Genomic DNA, 15,747 nt, shown 5'->3' on the forward strand with positions numbered 1-15,747 from the left:
ACGTTTCGTTGAAAGGCGGGCGGATGATCGTACCCCTCAGGTCGGCTGACGCCGGCACGTGCGGGGGCAAGGCCGGGGCGCTCGGCGCGCTGCTCCGCGCCGGACTGCCGGTTCCCGACGGCTTCGTGGTGCCGTTCGCCGCCTACCGCGCCGTGGTCCGCGACCTGGACCTCGGGCCGGACCGGCGGCGGGCGATCGAGGCCCTTCCCGTCCAGGCCGCCCTGATCGACGCGCTCGGACACGCGCTCGGCGAGCTCGGCGATCCGCCCGTCGCGGTGAGATCGTCCGCCGCGCACGAGGACACCGGCCTGGCGTCGGCGGCCGGTCAGCACGACAGCTTTCTCGCCGTACGCGGAGCCGGCGCGGTCGCGGACGCCGTACGCGCCTGCTGGGCCTCGCTGTTCACCCCGCGCGCCATCGACTACCACCGGGGCGCCGCCGGCGACCTCGCCATGGCCGTCCTCGTGCAACGCCACCTGGACGCCGAGGCGTCCGGCGTCATGTTCACCTCCGCCGGCCCGGACGATCCGATCCGCATCGAGGCGTCCTGGGGGCTCGGCCCCAGCGTCGTCGGCGGCACCGTCACCCCTGACGCCTACCGCGTCGCCGGGGACGGAACGGTCACCCGCGCGCTCGCGCGCAAACGCACCCGCCTCGACCGGCGGGGCGACCGGCTCGTCACGTCCGACGTGCCCGCCGGCGCCCGCGACCAGCCGTCGATCGACGACGCGACCGCCTCGCTGCTCGCCGAGCTGGGCAGGCGGATCGCCGCCGTACGCGGCGGGCCGCAGGACGTCGAATGGGCGATCGCCGACGGGCGTCCCTGGATCCTGCAGGCACGCCCGGTCACCGCCACACCCCCCGCGTGGCCATCCACCCCCGCCCTGGCCGCCGCGCTGATCGGGACACCCGGCAGCCACGGCGTCGCCACCGGCACCGCGCGGATCATCCGCGGTCCCCGCGACTTCGCCCGCGCGCGGCCCGGCGACATCATCGTCTGCCCCTTCACCGACCCCGCCTGGACGCCGCTGCTGCGCATCGCGGCCGGCGTCGTCACCGAGACCGGAGGCGTCCTCTCCCACGCCGCCATCGTCGCCCGCGAGCACGGCATCCCCGCCGTCCTCGGCATCCCGGACGCCACGACTAGGCTCCACGACGACAGCACCATCACCATCGACGGCACCACCGGCACCGTCACGGACCGGAAGGAGACGGGAAGCGGGCCCACCCGGGCGCCGCGCCCCACCCGCTCATGACCACGCGACACCTCTACCTGGCCCGCCACGGCGCGGCCGACGCGTTCGGCAACCTCACCGACCTCGGCCGCCGGCAGGCGGGACTGCTGGGCGAACGGCTCGCCGGCCTGCCGATCGACGCCGTGTGGCACTCCCCGCTGCCGCGCGCCGCCGCCAGCGCGCACGAACTCGCCCGCCACCTGCCGGACGCGCCCGTCGCCGAGGCCGCCGAACTCATCGACCACGTGCCCTACGTCCCCCCGGCGGCCGAGCTACCCCCGGCGCGGGCCGGCTTCTTCGACGGCTACGGCGAGGCCGAGGCGGCCTCGGACGCCAAGCTCGCCGAGGCCCTGCTCGCCCGCTTCGCCAAGGCCCCCGACACGACCGACACCCACGAGGTCCTGGTGACGCACGCCTTCCAGATCGCGTGGCTGGTGCGGCACGCGCTGGACGCGCCGCCGTCACGGTGGCTCGGACTGAACAGCGCCAACGCCGCGCTCACGGTCATCCACTACCGCCCCGATCTGCCGCCGACGCTGGTGGTGTTCAACGACATGGGTCACCTTCCCGCCGACCTGCGCTGGACCGGCTTCCCCGACGGCGTCCGGCCATGAGGTGATGGTCTCCAGCAGCTCCCGCACCCGGCCGAGGTAGGCGGCGGCGTACGCGCCGTCGAGGACGCGGTGGTCGAACGACAGCGTCAGGACGCCCACCCGGCCCACCTCCACGCGGGGCCCGTCGCCGTGGTCGGCCACCACCGGCCGCGCGGCGACGGTGTCCATGGACAGGATCGCCGCCTGCGGCTGGTTGATCACCGGGATGGTGAACAGGGTGCCGGAGCGGCCCAGGCTGGACAGGGTGAACGTGCCGCCCGTCAGGTCGGCGACGCCGAGCCTGCGGGCGTGCGCCCGGCCGCCCAGCTCCGCGATCCGCTCGTGCAGTTCCCCGGCGTCGAGGTCCTGAGCCCGCCGGATCACCGGGACGAGCAGGCCCTGATGGTTCACATCGACGGCCACGCCGAGGTTGACGTGCTCGAAGACCCGGATCGAACCGTCCTCCCAGCTCGCGTTGAGCAGCGGGAACTCGGCCAGGGCGCGGATCGCGGCCCACGCCGTGTACGCCTGCGCGGAGGGCCTGGCCGGTGACGCCCGCCGTACGGCCTCCACCGCGTCGTACCTGACCTCGACCGCCGTGGCGGCGTGCGGGCTGGTCGCGAGGGAGCGCACCATGTGCTCGGCGATGCGCCGCCGGGTGGGGCCGGCCCGCCGTACGACGCCGGGACCGCGGGGATCGTCGGCGGGCTCGCCAGGATCGGGGTTCCCCGTCATGCCGGGTCGCCGACGATGACGGCGAGGACGTCGCGCACCCCGATGACGGCTCCGACCTCGGCCTTGATGCGCAGCGTGCCGCTGACCGGGGCCTCCATCACCTCGCGGGCCTTCTCGGCCTCGATCTCGACGAGGTCCTGGCCCTCCTCGACCCGCGCGCCGTCCTCGGCGAGCCACTCCAGGATCTCCGCCTCCGACATGCCCATGCTGAGCTGCGGCAGCCGCACCTCGGTCTCCACGCTCACTTCTCCATTCCGAGCACGCGCCGCACGGCCGCGACGACCTTCTCCTTGGACGGGTAGATCTGCTTCTCGAGCTTCGGGCTGAACGGCACGTGCATGTCGTCACTGGTGACCCGGAGCACGGGGGCCCGCAGGCTCGCGAAGCCCTCCTCGACGAGGTGCGCGGCGATCTCGCTGGCCGCGCTGCACGTACGGTTGGCGGGGTCCACGACGACGCAGCGGCCGGTCTTGGCGACCGAGGCGAGGATGGCCGGCCAGTCCATCGGCACCAAAGTGCGCGGATCGACGACCTCCACCGACACGCCCTCCGCGGCCAGGTCCGCGGCGGCGTCGAGGGCGTGGCGCACCCCGCCGCCGATGCCGACGACGGTGACGTCGCTGCCCTCGCGCGGCACCGAGGCCACGCCGAACGGGATCAGGTGGTCGTCGCCGTCCGGGGCCGGGCCACGGCCGTGGCGGCCCCACAAGGTGGCGTCCTCGAAGCAGAGCACTGGGTTGTCGTCCCGGATCGCCGTCTTGAGCAGGCCCTTGAGGTCCGGGCCGTTGCTCGGCACCATGATCTTCAGGCCGGGGACGTTCATGAACATCGGGTACGGCCGGTCGGCGTGGTGCGCGGCCGTGCCGCCGTGGTAGTAGAGCGCCTGGCGGAAGACCACCGGCAGCCTCGCCTGGCCGCCGAACATGTAGCGGCTCTTGGCCACCTGGCTGACGAACTGGTCCATGGCGCAGAACATGAAGCTGGCCACCGTGAGATCGACGATGGGCCGCAGCCCGGCCATGGCGGCCCCGGCCGCGAGCCCGACGCTGGCGGCCTCCGACAGCGGCAGGTCGCGGACGCGGCTCGGGCCGAAGTCGTCCAGGAAGCCCTGCGCGGCCCCGAACACGTTGGCCCGCAGGTCCTGCCCCATCAGGATGACGCGCTCGTCGCGGGTCATCTCCTCGTGCTGGGCCTGCTGGATCGCCTGCAGGAAGCCGAGCTGGGCGGCACGCCGGGCGCTGGTGACGGTCATGCGGGCACCTCCTCGACGTGGTAGAGGTCCCGGTAGGCCTCTTCCGGCTCCGGGTAGGGGCTCTGGCGGGCGTACTCGACCGCCGCGCCGACCTCGGCCCGGACCTCGGCCTCGATCGCGTCGAGCACGGCGGCGTCCACGGGCCCGTCGGCGGCTCCTTCGTCGAGCAGGCGCCGACGGAACAGCGGCAGCGGGTCGCGCTCGCGCCACCACTCGTCGACCTCGGCCTGGTCGCGGTAGGCGTTCTTGACGCGCAGGCCGTAGGCGTGCTCGTGGAAGCGGTAGGTCCTGGCCTCCACCAGGCTGGGCCCTTCGCCGCGCCGCGCGCGGGCGACGGCCGCGGCGACCGCCTCGTAGGTGGCGACCGGGTCCTGTCCGTCGACGGTGACGCCGGGCATGCCGTAGCCGGCGGCGCGTACCGAGATGTTCTCGACGGAGGTGAGCTCGGTGGCCCGCACGCTGACCGCCCACCCGTTGTTCTCGCAGAAGAAGATGACGGGTAGCTTCCACACGGCCGCGAGGTTCATCGACTCGTGGCAGACGCCCTCGTTGGCGGCGCCGTCGCCGAAGAAGCACAGGGCGACGCGGCCGGTGCCGAGCACGTCGGCGGCCAGGCCGGCGCCGACGGCGACGGGGATGGCCGAGCCGACGATGCCGGACTCGCCGAGGCTGCCGACCGAGAAGTCGGCCAGGTGCATGCTGCCGCCCTTGCCCTTGCAGACGCCGCCGGCCTTGCCGAGCAGCTCGGCCATCAGCCCGTCGAGGCCGGCGCCCTTGGCGATGGGATGGCCGTGCGAGCGGTGGTTGCCGGTCATGTAGTCGTCGGTCTCGGTCGCCAGGCACGCGCCGGTGATGGCGGCTTCCTGGCCGATGCTCAAGTGGACCATCGCCGGCAGCTCACCGGCGTGGAAAAGGTCGATGGTCGCCTCTTCGAACAGCCGGATACGCAGCATCCGGCGAAGCAACTCCAGCGCTAGCTCACGCTTCAGGTCCATACCGTTCCTTTCGCGACAGAACGTCGGTCCTGGTGGCGAGTAAAGCCGATGAACCACAACACCGTCAACGTAAGCGATGACGTTGCCTGACAGCCTTCTTACCTGGTAGTGGTGTCAATGGCGGGCCGGACGCGGAAATTGACCGCGACTGAGCCCTTGCGCTCATCCAAATCCGGATGCAAGGCTGCGTCAACACCAACGACGACGTGGACGCAGTCCCGTCCAAGAGGCCCAGCCATCCTGTCCCGGAGCACTCAAGGAGGACCAGGAATGAGCGGCGTCAGACCTCCTTCCCTCCCACCGAGTACCGGCCCGGCCCCCGCCGAGCCGCTGCTGACCGTCCGCGACCTCACCGTGAAGTTCGGCGGCGTCACCGCCCTGGACGGGGTCTCCTTCCAGGTGCGTCCCGGCGAGATCTGCGCGCTCATCGGGCCGAACGGAGCCGGCAAGACCACCGCGTTCAACAGCATCAGCCGGCTCGTGTCACCCAGCGCGGGCAGCATCGGCTTCGACGGCACCGACCTGCTGCGCGCCCGCGCCGGCGACCTCAGCGCGCTCGGCATCGCCCGCACCTTCCAGAACCTCGCCCTGTGGCCGGGACTCACCGTCATCGAGAACGTGATGGTCGGCGCCCACTGCCTCGGCCGCACCGGCCTCCTCAGCACCCCGTTCGGCGTGCGGGTCCGTTCCGAACGGCGCGAGCTGACCGCCAGGGCGTACGCCGCGCTCGCCGCGCTCGGCGTCGAGGACGTCGCCTTCCAGCCCTGCCAGGGACTGCCGTTCGGCACCCTGCGCCGGGTGGAGCTGGCCCGCGCGCTGGTCAGCAGGCCACGGCTGCTCATGCTCGACGAGCCCGCCGCCGGGATGACCCACGGCGACGTCCGCGACCTCGGCGCGCTGCTGGTCTCCCTGCGCGACACGTTCGGGCTGAGCCTGCTGCTGGTCGAGCACCACATGGCGCTCGTCATGGACATCGCCGACCAGGTCGCCGTCCTCGACTCCGGGCGCGGGCTGCTGTCCGGGCCGCCCGACGAGATCCGCGACGACCCCCGGCTGGTCGAGGCGTACCTGGGAGCCCCGCGATGACGTCACCCCTGCTGGAGCTGGCCGGCGTACGCGCCTACTACGACGGCGTCGAGGCCCTGCACGGCATCGACCTCACGATCGGCGCCGGCGAGGTCGTCGTCGTCCTCGGCGCGAACGGCGCGGGCAAGACCACCACGCTCCGCTCGATCTGCCGGCTGACCAGGACCACCGGGCGGATCCTGCTCGACGGCGCCGACATCACCCGCGTGCCGACCGGCGCCCTCGTCCGGCGCGGCATCGCGCTGGTGCCGCAGGGCCGCGGCACGCTGACCGACCTCAGCGTCGGCGACAACCTCCTGGCCGGCGCCATCACCCGCCGCGACAAGGACGTCGCCGCCGACATCGCCCGCTGGTACGACACCTTCCCCGCCCTCGCCCGCCGCCGGAACCAGAGCGCCGGCAGCCTCAGCGGCGGGGAGCAGCAGATGCTGGCCATCGCGCGGGCGCTGATGACCCGCCCCCGGCTGCTGCTCATGGACGAGCCGTCGCTGGGCCTGGCCCCGGTGATCGTGCGGAACCTGTTCGGCGTGCTCGCCGACACCAACCGCGAGCGCGGCGTGGCCATCGTGCTCGTGGAGCAGAACGCCGCGCTGGCGCTGGACATCGCGCAGCGCGGCTACGTCCTGGAGGCCGGGAACGTCGTCCTCGCCGAGCCGGCCGACCGGCTGCGCGAGAACGACAGCGTCCGGCGCGCCTACCTCGGATACTGAACAGGAGCGCGTATGGGCACCGTGACAGCCGAACCGGCCCGCACCGAACAGGCCGGCGCCGACGTCGTGGCGGTCAGCCGCAGGAAGGCCAGGCGACGCGCCGTCCTCGTCGTCCTCGTCCTGCTCGCCGCCTTCTCCGCCTGGGCGCTGTTCGACGGCGGCGTGCAGCTCTACCTGCAACGATTCTTCGACGGCCTGGCCAACGGCTTCCTGTACGGCCTCGCCGCCCTGTCGCTGGTGATCGTCTTCAAGGCGACCAGGATCATCAACTTCGCGCAGGGACCCATGGCGATGCTGGGCTGCTACCTGGCGCTGACCCTCCTGGAGACGTGGGGGGTGCCGGTGCTGGTGGCCGTCGTCATCGCGATGGCCGTCTCCGGCCTCGGCGCGGCGGCGCTCGAACGGGCCCTGATCCGGCCCTTCGACCAGGACAACCACATGGCGATCATCATCGTCACGCTGGCGTTGTTCCTCGGGTTCAACGCGCTGGCCGCGCTCGTGTGGGGCTTTCATCCCAAGAGCTTCCCGAGCCCGTTCCCGCAGGGCACCGAGGCGACCATCGAGATCGCCGGGGCGCGGCTGCCGTACCAGGCCATCGGCATCGCGGTCCTGGTCGTGGCCACCGTCGTCGTGCTGGAGCTGGTGCTGAACCGCACCCGGCTCGGCCTGGCCTTCCGCTGTGTGGCCAACGATGTGGAGCGTTCCCGGCTGCTCGGCATCGACATCGGCCGCACCGTGCAGTTCAGCTGGGCGCTGGCGGCGGCGGTCGGCACCCTCGGTGCCTGCCTGATCGCGCCCTCGACGTACGTCGACCCCGGCTTCATGAACAAGATCCTGGTGTACGCCTTCGCGGCGGCCACGCTGGGCGGGCTCGACAGCATCCGGGGAGCGCTGGCCGGCGGCCTGCTGACCGGACTCAGCGTCTCCCTGGTCACCGGATACCTGCCGGGAGTGGGCAGCGAGCTGGGCCTGGTGGTCGCCTTCGCGGTGATCATCGCCGTCCTGCAGTTCAAGCCCGCCGGACTCTTCGGCAACCGAGCGATGGAGCGTGTGTGATGCCGCTGCTGATCGAACGGGGCAGCCGCCGGCACCGGCTGCTGATCCTGGGCCTGGCCGCCGCCGGGGCGGGCGTGCTGCTGGGCCTGCCGTACCTGCTCTACAGCGTGCCCCAGGTGGACATGCTCTCCCAGATCGCCGCCTACTCGGTGGCCATCGTGGGGCTGAGCCTGCTGATGGGCTACACGGGGCAGATCTCGCTCGCCCACAGCGCGTTCGTCGGGCTGGGCGGCTACACCACGGTGATCCTCGTCGCCGACCACGACTGGCCCTACCTGGCGACCATCCCGGTCTCCGTCGTGGTCTGCCTGGCCGTCGGCGCGCTGATCGGCATCCCGGCGTTGCGCATCCGGGGGCTGTACCTGGCGGCGGTGACCCTGGCCGTCGCCGCGCTGTTCCCGGCGCTGGTGATCCGGTTCGAGGATCTGACCGGCGGCACCAGCGGCAAGTTCGCCCGCGAGGCCATGCAGGCGCCGGAGTGGTTCTTCGTCAATCCCTTCACCCGGGTGGGCCCGTCGATCGTGCGGTTCTACGTCATCGCGGCCATCGCCGTGCTGATGTTCCTGGTGGCGCGGGCCATCCTGGACAGCAGGACGGGCCGGGCCATGGTCGCGCTGCGCGACGCGCCGCTCAGCGCGGCCGCCTCCGGCGTGCAGGTCGCCCGGGTCAAGATCTACGCCTTCGCGGTCAGCGGGGCCTTCGGCGGGGTGGCGGGCTCGCTGCTGGCGATCCAGCTCCCCCAGGCCTCCGACACCCGCTACACGCTCGACCTGTCCATCTTCCTGCTCGTCGCGCTGGTCGCCGGCGGGAACGGCACCCTGCTCGGAGCCGTGCCGGGAGCGATCATCCTGGTCACGCTCCGCACCTACATCTCCGACTGGGCCACCGCCCTGCCGATGTTCCAGGGCGGGGACGGCGGCCAGATCGTCGGCATCGTCTCCGCACTGCTGCTCCTCGTGATCGTCTTCCTGATGCCCACCGGCGTGGCGGGCGGCCTGACGAAACTCGGCCGCCGGCTGGTGCGCGTCACCGATCCCATCCCCCAGGGCTGGCAGAAGTTCCAGCTCACCACCTCGTCGGCGCCGTCCGCGGCGTCGGGGGCCTCCCCGACGGCGTCGTCCCCGCGACCGGAGAAATCCGGCGCCACGACGAAAGGGTAAGTCTGTGTTCCCAGCATCTCGGACGGCGGCGCTGGCGGCGCTGCTGCTCGCCACGACCGGCCTGACCGCCTGCTCCCACGAGCGGGAGACGGCGGCCGCGACGGAGATGTGCGTCTCCACCGCGAAGCAGAACCCGGCCGCCGCCGCCAACCCCCACATCCCGTCGGCCGCGGTCGACGCCTCGCTCGGGCAGGCCGACGGCTGCGTGTTCCGCGGCGCCGGCGACTTCACGCTCGACGTCTCCAAGTGCCCGGCCGACTACGACATCAACGCCGGCATCACCGCCGACAAGATCCGGCTGTTCACCAGCATGCCGCACAGCGGCGCCCTGGCCGCGTACGGCTACATCGGCGACGGCCTGAAGAACTACCTGGCCTACGTCAACGCCAACGGCGGCGTCGGCGGCCGCACGATCGAGCTGGACATCATGGACGACCAGTACCAGCCCGACCTGACCCGCAAGAACGTCGACAAGGCCATCCAGTCCGGCACGTACGCCGCCAGCGCCGCCATCCTCGGTTCCTCCAACAACGGCGCCATCCGCGACGTCATGAACGACGAGTGCATGCCGCACCTGCTGGTCGCCTCCTCCGAGGACCGCTGGGGCGACCCCGAGCACTACCCGTGGACCACCGGCATGGGCCTGAACTACGGCAACGAGGCCGGGCTGTGGAAGCGGTGGCTGTCGGACAAGTACCCCGATGGCACCACGGTCGCCTTCGTCGCGATGAACAACGACTTCGGCAAGGCCTACCAGCAGTCGTTCACCAGGGCCGCCGAGGGCAGCAGCATCAAGATCGTGGCGAACGAGCTGATCGACCCGGCGGCGCCGAACATGACCGACCAGCTCACCTCGGCCGCGGCCAGCAAGGCGGAGGTGGCCATCTTCGCCGTCGCCGGCACGTTCTGCGTGCAGGCCATCGGCGGGGTGGAGCGCAGCTCGTGGAAGCCGGTCGTGATCACCGGCAACTCCTGCGCCCAGATCGAGACCTCGCTGGCGCCGCTGCAGAAGGAGGGGCTGACCGGCAACGGCACCCACGTCGTGCAGTACTACTACAACCCCGAGGACCCGGCCAACGCGGCGCCGGAGTTCGCGAAGCTGTACACCGAGGAGATGACCAAGGGCGGCCTCGACCCGCACGTGGCGCAGTACGCCAACGGCTGGTTCTGGGGCTGGTACCTGGTCGCGATCCTGCGGGACGCCGACACCATGAAGGGCGGGCTGAACCGGGCGAACATCGCCGTGGCCGCGCGTTCCATCACGCAGCCGTACCCGCTGCTGGTGAGCGGTCTGACCTCCAAGTTCAACGGTCTCCAGGACGCCTACCTGTTCGAGGGCGGCCAGATGTTCCGCTACGAGGGCGCCACCAAGAGCAAGGTCGGCGCGTGGGAGCCGGCCAGCGAGCTGCTCAACCGCGAGGGCAGGACCGGCACCTTCACCAAGATCAACCTGCAGTGAACCCCGCAGGACCGCATGCGGAGAGGAGGCCGCGCGTGCTGCGGCAGGAGAACTACCGGACGATCGCCATCGACCGGCGCGGACCCGTCGTCGTGCTGACCCTGAACCGGCCCGGGCGGCGCAACGCCGTGGACGACGTCATGCATGCGGAGTTGTCCACGCTGTTCCGCGAGGCCCGGCGGTGCGCCGGCGCCGAGGTGTTCGTGCTCACCGGCGCCGGGGACGCCTTCTGCTCCGGCGGCGACACCGACCCGGACCGGCCCTACTCCTCCTCGACCGGGCTCACGCCGATCCAGGAGGCCGCCGAGATCGTCTACGGCCTGCTGGAGCTGGACCAGCCGCTGATCGCCGCGGTCAACGGCGACGCCACCGGGCTGGGGGCGATGCTGGCCTCCGCCGCCGACGTGTCGTTCGCGGTGCCGGGCGCCCGGTTCGGCGACGCGCACGTACGGGTCGGGCTGCCCGCCGGCAACGGGCCCGCCGCGCTCTGGCCGCTGCTGGCCGGGCCGCAGCGGGCCAAGCGGCTGCTGCTCGGCGGCGAGATGATCACCACCGATCAGGCGGTCGCCTGGGGGCTGCTGCACGAGCTGGTCGCCCCGGGCCCCGCCTGGAACACCCTCGACGCCGCGCTCGAACTCGCCGGCCGCTGGGCGGCGCTGCCCCGCGTCGCGGTGCGCGGGACCAAGGCGACGGTCAACGCGGCCCTGCGCGCGGCGGTCGCGCAGGTCCTGCCGTTGTCGCTGGCGCTGGAGGAGCAGGCGATGGCGGGCCCGGAGTTCCGCCGCCTCCTGGCCGAGGCCCATAAGGCCCGGCACACCTAGCCTGAGACGCGCAGGACCGGGATGACCTCGGTGGCGATGCGCTCGACGGCGCCGGGGTCGATCCGCTCGTGCGGCCAGTGGTCCTGCGGCGGCCAGTACAGGACGAACTCGTCGATGCCCGCCGCCCGGTAACGGCCGGCGAAGTCGGCGAAGGCGTCCGGGCCGGCCCACGGGTTCTCCGTGCTGACCGCCGGGCTGCCGATCAGCAGCGAGCGGCGCAGCGTGGCCGGGTCGCGGCCGGTCTCCTCGCAGGCGGCCTCGATCCGGCGTACCTGTGCGGCGGTGCGGGCAATGTGCTCGGGGCCGGTCAGGCCGAAGCCGCCGAAGGTGCTCCAGGCGTCGCCGTGCCGCGCCGCGGCGAGCATGGCGCGCCGGCCCCGCGCGGCCACCGTGAGGGGTGGCCGCGGGCGCTGGACGGGCCGCGGGCGCAGGGGCGGCGCATCGGCGCGGTAGTACCTGCCGGGCGGGACCGGCTCGCCGCGCAGGACGTGGTCGACGAGGGCCACGGCCTCCGCGAACCGGTCCGCGCGCTCCTCCGGCGACCACGGCGGCTGCCCGGCCAGCTCGTGGTCGAGTGCGGCGTACCCGGAGCCGAGCCCGACATGGAGCCGTCCCCGGCTGATCTGCTCGACGGTGAGCGCCTGTCGGGCGAGCAGCAGGGGGTGCCGGACGACCGGCGTGGACACCAGGCTGCCCAGCCGGACGCGGGTGGTCACGGCGGCGAGGGCGGCCAGCGTGGTCCAGGCCTCCAGCCAGTCCTGTCCGGGCCGCGCGGGATTGGCCAGATGGTCGTCGATCCAGACGGAGTCGAAGCCGAGCCGTTCGGCCTGTTCGGCGTTCTCGCGCAGGACGGGCCAGCTCACCTTGGGCACGAGCAGGACGCCGAAGGCCAGGTGGGGTCGGGGTTTCATCGGCTCTCCCGCCGTTTGTCTACATGGACGTTGACGTGAAATTAAGCGCGGTGCTAGCCTGCCGTCAACATCAATGGTGACGTCTACGGACGTCCTTGATGACGCAGAAACGGGAGACGAGGTAGATGGTGACTCAAGCCCCGATTTATCGACCGGACACCGACATGTTCACCTCCGAACGCTTCCGGCACGTCATGGGACACGTCCCGACAGGGGTCGCCGTGGTGACGGCGATGACCCGGCAGGGCCCGGTCGGGCTCACCGTCGGCACATTCGTCTCCGCGTCCCTGACGCCGCCGCTGATCGCCTTCCTGCCGGCGCGCACCTCCACGACCTGGCCGCTGATCGTGCCCGTCGGCACCTTCTGCGTGAACGTCCTGGGCGAGGAGCACGAGGAGCTCTGCCGGGGCTTCGCCCGGTCGGGCGGCAGCAAGTTCGACGGCGTCGACTGGACGCCCGGCGAGGCCACCGGCTCGCCTGTCATCTCCGGCGCGCTGGCCTGGTTCGACTGCGCCTTCGAGCACAGCTACCCGGCCGGCGACCACCTGTTCGTCCTCGGGCGCGTGCTCGGCCTCGACGTCCGCGCCCAGGGCCGCCCCCTGGTCTTCTGCCACGGCCGCTACCAGCGGCTGGCGCCCCGCTCCGCAAGCTTTGGAGGATAGTTCCCCATGCGTGTAGGCATGACCTGCATCTTCGAAGGTCACGAGAACGCGACCGACGAGGAGATCTACCAGGCCGAGCTCCGCCTCGCCGACCTCGCCGAGCCGCTCGGCTTCGACTCCCTGTGGGGCGTCGAGCACCACTTCACGTCCTACACGATGGTGCCGGACGTCCTGCAGTTCCTGACGTACATGGCCGGGCGCACCGAACGCATCCAGCTCGGCTCGGGCGCGGTCATCCTGCCGTGGCACGATCCCATCCGGGTCGCCGAGCAGGTCGCCGTGCTCGACCTGATCTCCCAGGGCCGTTTCGTCTTCGGGCTCGGCCGCGGTCTCGGCCGCATCGAGTTCGAGGGCTTCGGCATCCCGATGAGCGAGTCACGCGAGCGGTTCGTCGAGGCCGCGCACATCGTGCTCGCGGCCCTGGAGACCGGCGTGCTGGAGTACGACGGCAAGTACTACCAGATCCCGCGCCGCGAGCTGCGCCCCAAGCCGGTGCGCGGCTTCAAGGACCGGCTGTACGCCGCGGCCGTCTCGCCCGAGTCCGTCCGCATCATGGCCGACATCGGCGCCGGCATCCTCATCAACCCGCAGAAGGACTGGATGGACGTCGCGGCCGACCTCGCCGCCTACCGCAAGACGTTCAAGGAACTCAAGGGCACCGAGGCGCCCGCGCCCCAGGTCACCGGCTGGGTCGTCTGCGACGAGGACCCGATCAAGGCCAAGGACATGGCCCAGGAGTACATCGGCATGTACTACGACTACGTCCTGAACCACTACGAGCTGGGCGGCCGGCACTTCGACACGACCATGGGCTACGAGTACTACCAGCGGCTCGCCCGCTCCATCCAGAAGCACGGCTCGGAGCGGGTGGTCGAGAACTTCGTCGAGCTCCAGGTCTGGGGCACCCCCGACCAGTGCCTGGACCGGATCGTCGCGATCCAGGAGAAGGTCGGCAACGACGGCTTCAACGGCGTGTTCCACTACGGCGGCATGACGCCGGAGACGGCCGAGAAGAACCTGCGCCTGTTCGCCGCCGAGGTCATGCCACGCGTCAAGGCCCTCGGCCCGGTCCAGCTGTGACAGCACCCGCGTTCCGGATCGTCGCCGACGGCCTCGGCTTCCCCGAAGGTCCCACGCACCTCGGCGACGGAGCCGTGGCCGTGGTCGAGATGCAGGGCCAGCGGCTCGCCCGCGTGGACGAGGACGGCACCACCACGGTGCTCGGCAAGCTCGGCGGCGGCCCCAACGGCAGCGCGCTCGGCCGCGACGGCGCCCTCTACGTCGCCAACAACGGCGGCCTGTCCGCGACCAGGAGCGGCGGCTACTGGCACGCGCCCGAGCCGTTCGACGGCTGCGTGCAGCGGGTCGCCGGCGGACAGGTCTCGGTGGTCGCCGCCGGGCTGCCCGGCCCGCCGCCGCACCGCCCCAACGACCTCTGCTTCGGCCCCGACGGCCGGCTGTACGTGACCGACTCCCACAACTGGGAGGACCTGCGCAACCTCCGGCCCGGCCGGATCGCCGCCGTCGCCGCCGACGGCGCCGTCACCCAGGTGGCCGAGGTCCCCGCGATGCCCAACGGCATCGCCTTCGGCCCCGACGGGCGGCTCTACGTCGCCCAGTCGCTGACGCGCTCGATCCTCGTCTTCGACTGGACGCCCGGCGCCTCCCTCGGCGACCCGAAGGTGTTCGCCAAGCTGCCAAGCGGCTCGCCCGACGGCATGTGCTTCGACTCCGGCGGCGACCTCTACGTCTGCGCCAGCGTGGGCCACTGCGTCCACGTCTACGACGCCGGCGGCACGCTCAAGCAGACCATCGACGTACCCGCCGGAGCCCAGCCGACGAACTGCTGCATCGGCGACGGCCGGCTCTACGTCACCTTCTCCATGACCGGCCGGCTGGCCGCCTACGAGCTCGCGATCGCCCCGCTGCCGCTGTATCAGGGCGCCATCGATGGAGGTAACAGTTGAAATTCGGCCTCATCCACGAGATTCCGGTGCCGCGCCCGTGGACCGAACGCAGCGCCTTCAACGCCTTCGAGGAGACCATCCAGCAGATCGAGCTGGCCGACCGGCTCGGCTTCCACAGCGCCTGGACGGTGGAGCACCACTTCCTCGGCGAATACTCCTTCTCCTCCGCGCCCGAGGCCTTCTACGGGGCGATCGCCGCGCGCACCCGCAACATCCGCATCGGGCACGGCGTACGCCTGCTGCCCTTCCCCTACAACCACCCGGTACGCGCCGCCGAGGCCGCCGCCACCATCGACGTGATCTCCGGCGGGCGGCTGGAGTTCGGCACCGGCCGCTCCGGCACCCGCATCGAGCTGGAGGGGTTCGGCATCAACCCGGCCGACACCCGGTCGATGTGGGAGGAGGCCCTGGAGGTCATCCTGGGCTGCTGGACCGAGGAGACCTTCTCCTGGGAGGGCGAGCACTTCAAGCTGCCGCCGCGCGGCGTGGTGCCCCGGCCGCTGCAGCAGCCGCACCCGCCGCTGTGGGGAGCGTCGTCCAGCTCCGACAGCCACGAGCTGATGGGCGAGAAGGGCATCGGCCTGCTGTCGTTCTCGGTCGCGGCGGGCCCGGAGACTCTGGTCAAAAGGTTCAACCGCTATCGTGACGGCATCCGGCGCGCCAAGCCTGTCGGAAAGTACGTCAACGAGCAGATCGCCACCTTCACCCAGGTGCACTGCGCGGAGACCACCGAGGAGGCACATGCGACGGCCGGCCCCCGCTTCGGCTGGTACGTCCAGGAGTCACTGCGCAAGATCGCGGAACTGGGCGACTGGAAGGACGGCACCCAGCTCGGCAGCTACGAGTACGCCAAGCGGCTGCTCGGCGGCATCGACTTGAACAGCCTGGACTTCGACTACCTGCTGAAGAACGACGCCGTGATCGTCGGCAACCCCGACGAGTGCGTCGCCATGGCCAAGCGCTACGAGGCCGTGGGCACCGACCTGCTGCTCTGCCTCGTCCAGCCGCGCGACATCCCGCACGAGAAGGTCATGAAGTCGATCGAGCTTCTCGGCCGGCACGTGCTGCCGGAGTTCTCCTGATCCGCACGTCACGCACGTCAGAA

General features: G+C 71.7%; 16 protein-coding genes and 1 pseudogene. 12 read left to right on the forward strand and 5 right to left on the reverse strand.

Annotated elements, in window-relative coordinates; all coding sequences use genetic code 11:
* Positions 1-23: 23 nt before the first annotated feature.
* Together SMD20_RS45760 and SMD20_RS45765 are read left to right on the forward strand one after the other, a co-directional pair.
* Positions 24-1,256, forward strand: coding sequence for a PEP/pyruvate-binding domain-containing protein (locus SMD20_RS45760; protein WP_329593805.1), 1,233 nt, complete (start codon positions 24-26; stop codon positions 1,254-1,256).
* Positions 1,253-1,849: a histidine phosphatase family protein gene (locus SMD20_RS45765; protein ID WP_329593807.1), complete on the forward strand. Its 597-nt coding sequence runs from the start codon at positions 1,253-1,255 to the stop codon at positions 1,847-1,849. The genes SMD20_RS45760 and SMD20_RS45765 overlap by 4 nt, the downstream gene beginning before the upstream one ends.
* Before the next feature lie 12 nt (positions 1,850-1,861).
* On the opposite strand, the pseudogene SMD20_RS45770 reads toward SMD20_RS45765, so the two are convergent.
* The 4 genes and pseudogenes from SMD20_RS45770 to SMD20_RS45785 form a co-directional block, all read right to left on the reverse strand.
* A pseudogene (locus SMD20_RS45770) lies at positions 1,862-2,563 on the reverse strand (2-oxo acid dehydrogenase subunit E2); the annotation flags it as partial.
* A complete protein-coding gene (locus tag SMD20_RS45775) occupies positions 2,560-2,808 on the reverse strand; it encodes a lipoyl domain-containing protein (protein ID WP_329593808.1) in 249 nt (82 codons plus the stop codon). The pseudogene SMD20_RS45770 and the gene SMD20_RS45775, both read right to left, overlap by 4 nt.
* Positions 2,805-3,815: an alpha-ketoacid dehydrogenase subunit beta gene (locus SMD20_RS45780; protein WP_329593810.1), complete on the reverse strand. Its 1,011-nt coding sequence runs from the start codon at positions 3,813-3,815 to the stop codon at positions 2,805-2,807. Before SMD20_RS45780 ends, SMD20_RS45775 begins: the two co-directional genes overlap by 4 nt.
* On the reverse strand, positions 3,812-4,810 hold the full coding sequence (locus tag SMD20_RS45785; protein WP_329593811.1) for a thiamine pyrophosphate-dependent dehydrogenase E1 component subunit alpha: 999 nt from the start codon (positions 4,808-4,810) through the stop codon (positions 3,812-3,814). Before SMD20_RS45785 ends, SMD20_RS45780 begins: the two co-directional genes overlap by 4 nt.
* A 270-nt stretch (positions 4,811-5,080) precedes the next feature.
* On the opposite strand from SMD20_RS45785, the gene SMD20_RS45790 reads away from it, so the two are divergent.
* The 6 genes from SMD20_RS45790 to SMD20_RS45815 are packed head-to-tail and all read left to right on the forward strand — an operon-like array spanning position 5,081 to position 11,102.
* A complete protein-coding gene (locus SMD20_RS45790) occupies positions 5,081-5,896 on the forward strand; it encodes an ABC transporter ATP-binding protein (protein ID WP_329593813.1) in 816 nt (271 codons plus the stop codon).
* Positions 5,893-6,606, forward strand: coding sequence for an ABC transporter ATP-binding protein (locus tag SMD20_RS45795; RefSeq protein ID WP_329593814.1), 714 nt, complete (start codon positions 5,893-5,895; stop codon positions 6,604-6,606). Before SMD20_RS45790 ends, SMD20_RS45795 begins: the two co-directional genes overlap by 4 nt.
* Before the next feature lie 12 nt (positions 6,607-6,618).
* Positions 6,619-7,662, forward strand: coding sequence for a branched-chain amino acid ABC transporter permease (locus tag SMD20_RS45800; protein WP_329593816.1), 1,044 nt, complete (start codon positions 6,619-6,621; stop codon positions 7,660-7,662).
* Positions 7,662-8,822 (forward strand): branched-chain amino acid ABC transporter permease, encoded by a 1,161-nt coding sequence (locus SMD20_RS45805; protein WP_329593818.1) that lies wholly within the window; start codon positions 7,662-7,664, stop codon positions 8,820-8,822. Before SMD20_RS45800 ends, SMD20_RS45805 begins: the two co-directional genes overlap by 1 nt.
* A 4-nt stretch (positions 8,823-8,826) precedes the next feature.
* A complete protein-coding gene (locus SMD20_RS45810) occupies positions 8,827-10,281 on the forward strand; it encodes an ABC transporter substrate-binding protein (RefSeq protein WP_329593820.1) in 1,455 nt (484 codons plus the stop codon).
* A gap of 35 nt (positions 10,282-10,316) precedes the next feature.
* A complete protein-coding gene (locus SMD20_RS45815) occupies positions 10,317-11,102 on the forward strand; it encodes an enoyl-CoA hydratase/isomerase family protein (protein ID WP_329593822.1) in 786 nt (261 codons plus the stop codon).
* Here SMD20_RS45815 and SMD20_RS45820 read toward each other — a convergent pair.
* On the reverse strand, positions 11,099-12,013 hold the full coding sequence (locus SMD20_RS45820) for an LLM class flavin-dependent oxidoreductase (protein ID WP_329593824.1): 915 nt from the start codon (positions 12,011-12,013) through the stop codon (positions 11,099-11,101). The two genes, SMD20_RS45815 and SMD20_RS45820, sit on opposite strands and share 4 nt — an antisense overlap.
* 125 nt (positions 12,014-12,138) lie before the next feature.
* Here SMD20_RS45820 and SMD20_RS45825 point away from each other — a divergent pair, with 125 nt between their 5' ends.
* From SMD20_RS45825 to SMD20_RS45840, 4 genes are read left to right on the forward strand one after another with little or no spacing between them, the layout of a single operon-like run.
* Entirely contained in the window at positions 12,139-12,675 is a 537-nt protein-coding gene (locus tag SMD20_RS45825; RefSeq protein WP_329593826.1) for a flavin reductase family protein, read from the forward strand.
* A gap of 6 nt (positions 12,676-12,681) precedes the next feature.
* Positions 12,682-13,755, forward strand: coding sequence for an LLM class flavin-dependent oxidoreductase (locus SMD20_RS45830; RefSeq protein WP_329593828.1), 1,074 nt, complete (start codon positions 12,682-12,684; stop codon positions 13,753-13,755).
* Positions 13,752-14,642 carry an SMP-30/gluconolactonase/LRE family protein gene (locus tag SMD20_RS45835; RefSeq protein WP_329593830.1) on the forward strand — a complete coding sequence of 297 codons (891 nt, stop codon included), beginning with the start codon at positions 13,752-13,754 and terminating at the stop codon, positions 14,640-14,642. Before SMD20_RS45830 ends, SMD20_RS45835 begins: the two co-directional genes overlap by 4 nt.
* Positions 14,639-15,724: an LLM class flavin-dependent oxidoreductase gene (locus SMD20_RS45840; protein ID WP_329593832.1), complete on the forward strand. Its 1,086-nt coding sequence runs from the start codon at positions 14,639-14,641 to the stop codon at positions 15,722-15,724. The genes SMD20_RS45835 and SMD20_RS45840 overlap by 4 nt, the downstream gene beginning before the upstream one ends.
* Positions 15,725-15,747 lie beyond the last annotated feature (23 nt).

Source organism: Nonomuraea sp. LP-02 (genome assembly GCF_036289125.1).
GTDB lineage: Bacteria > Actinomycetota > Actinomycetes > Streptosporangiales > Streptosporangiaceae > Nonomuraea > Nonomuraea bangladeshensis.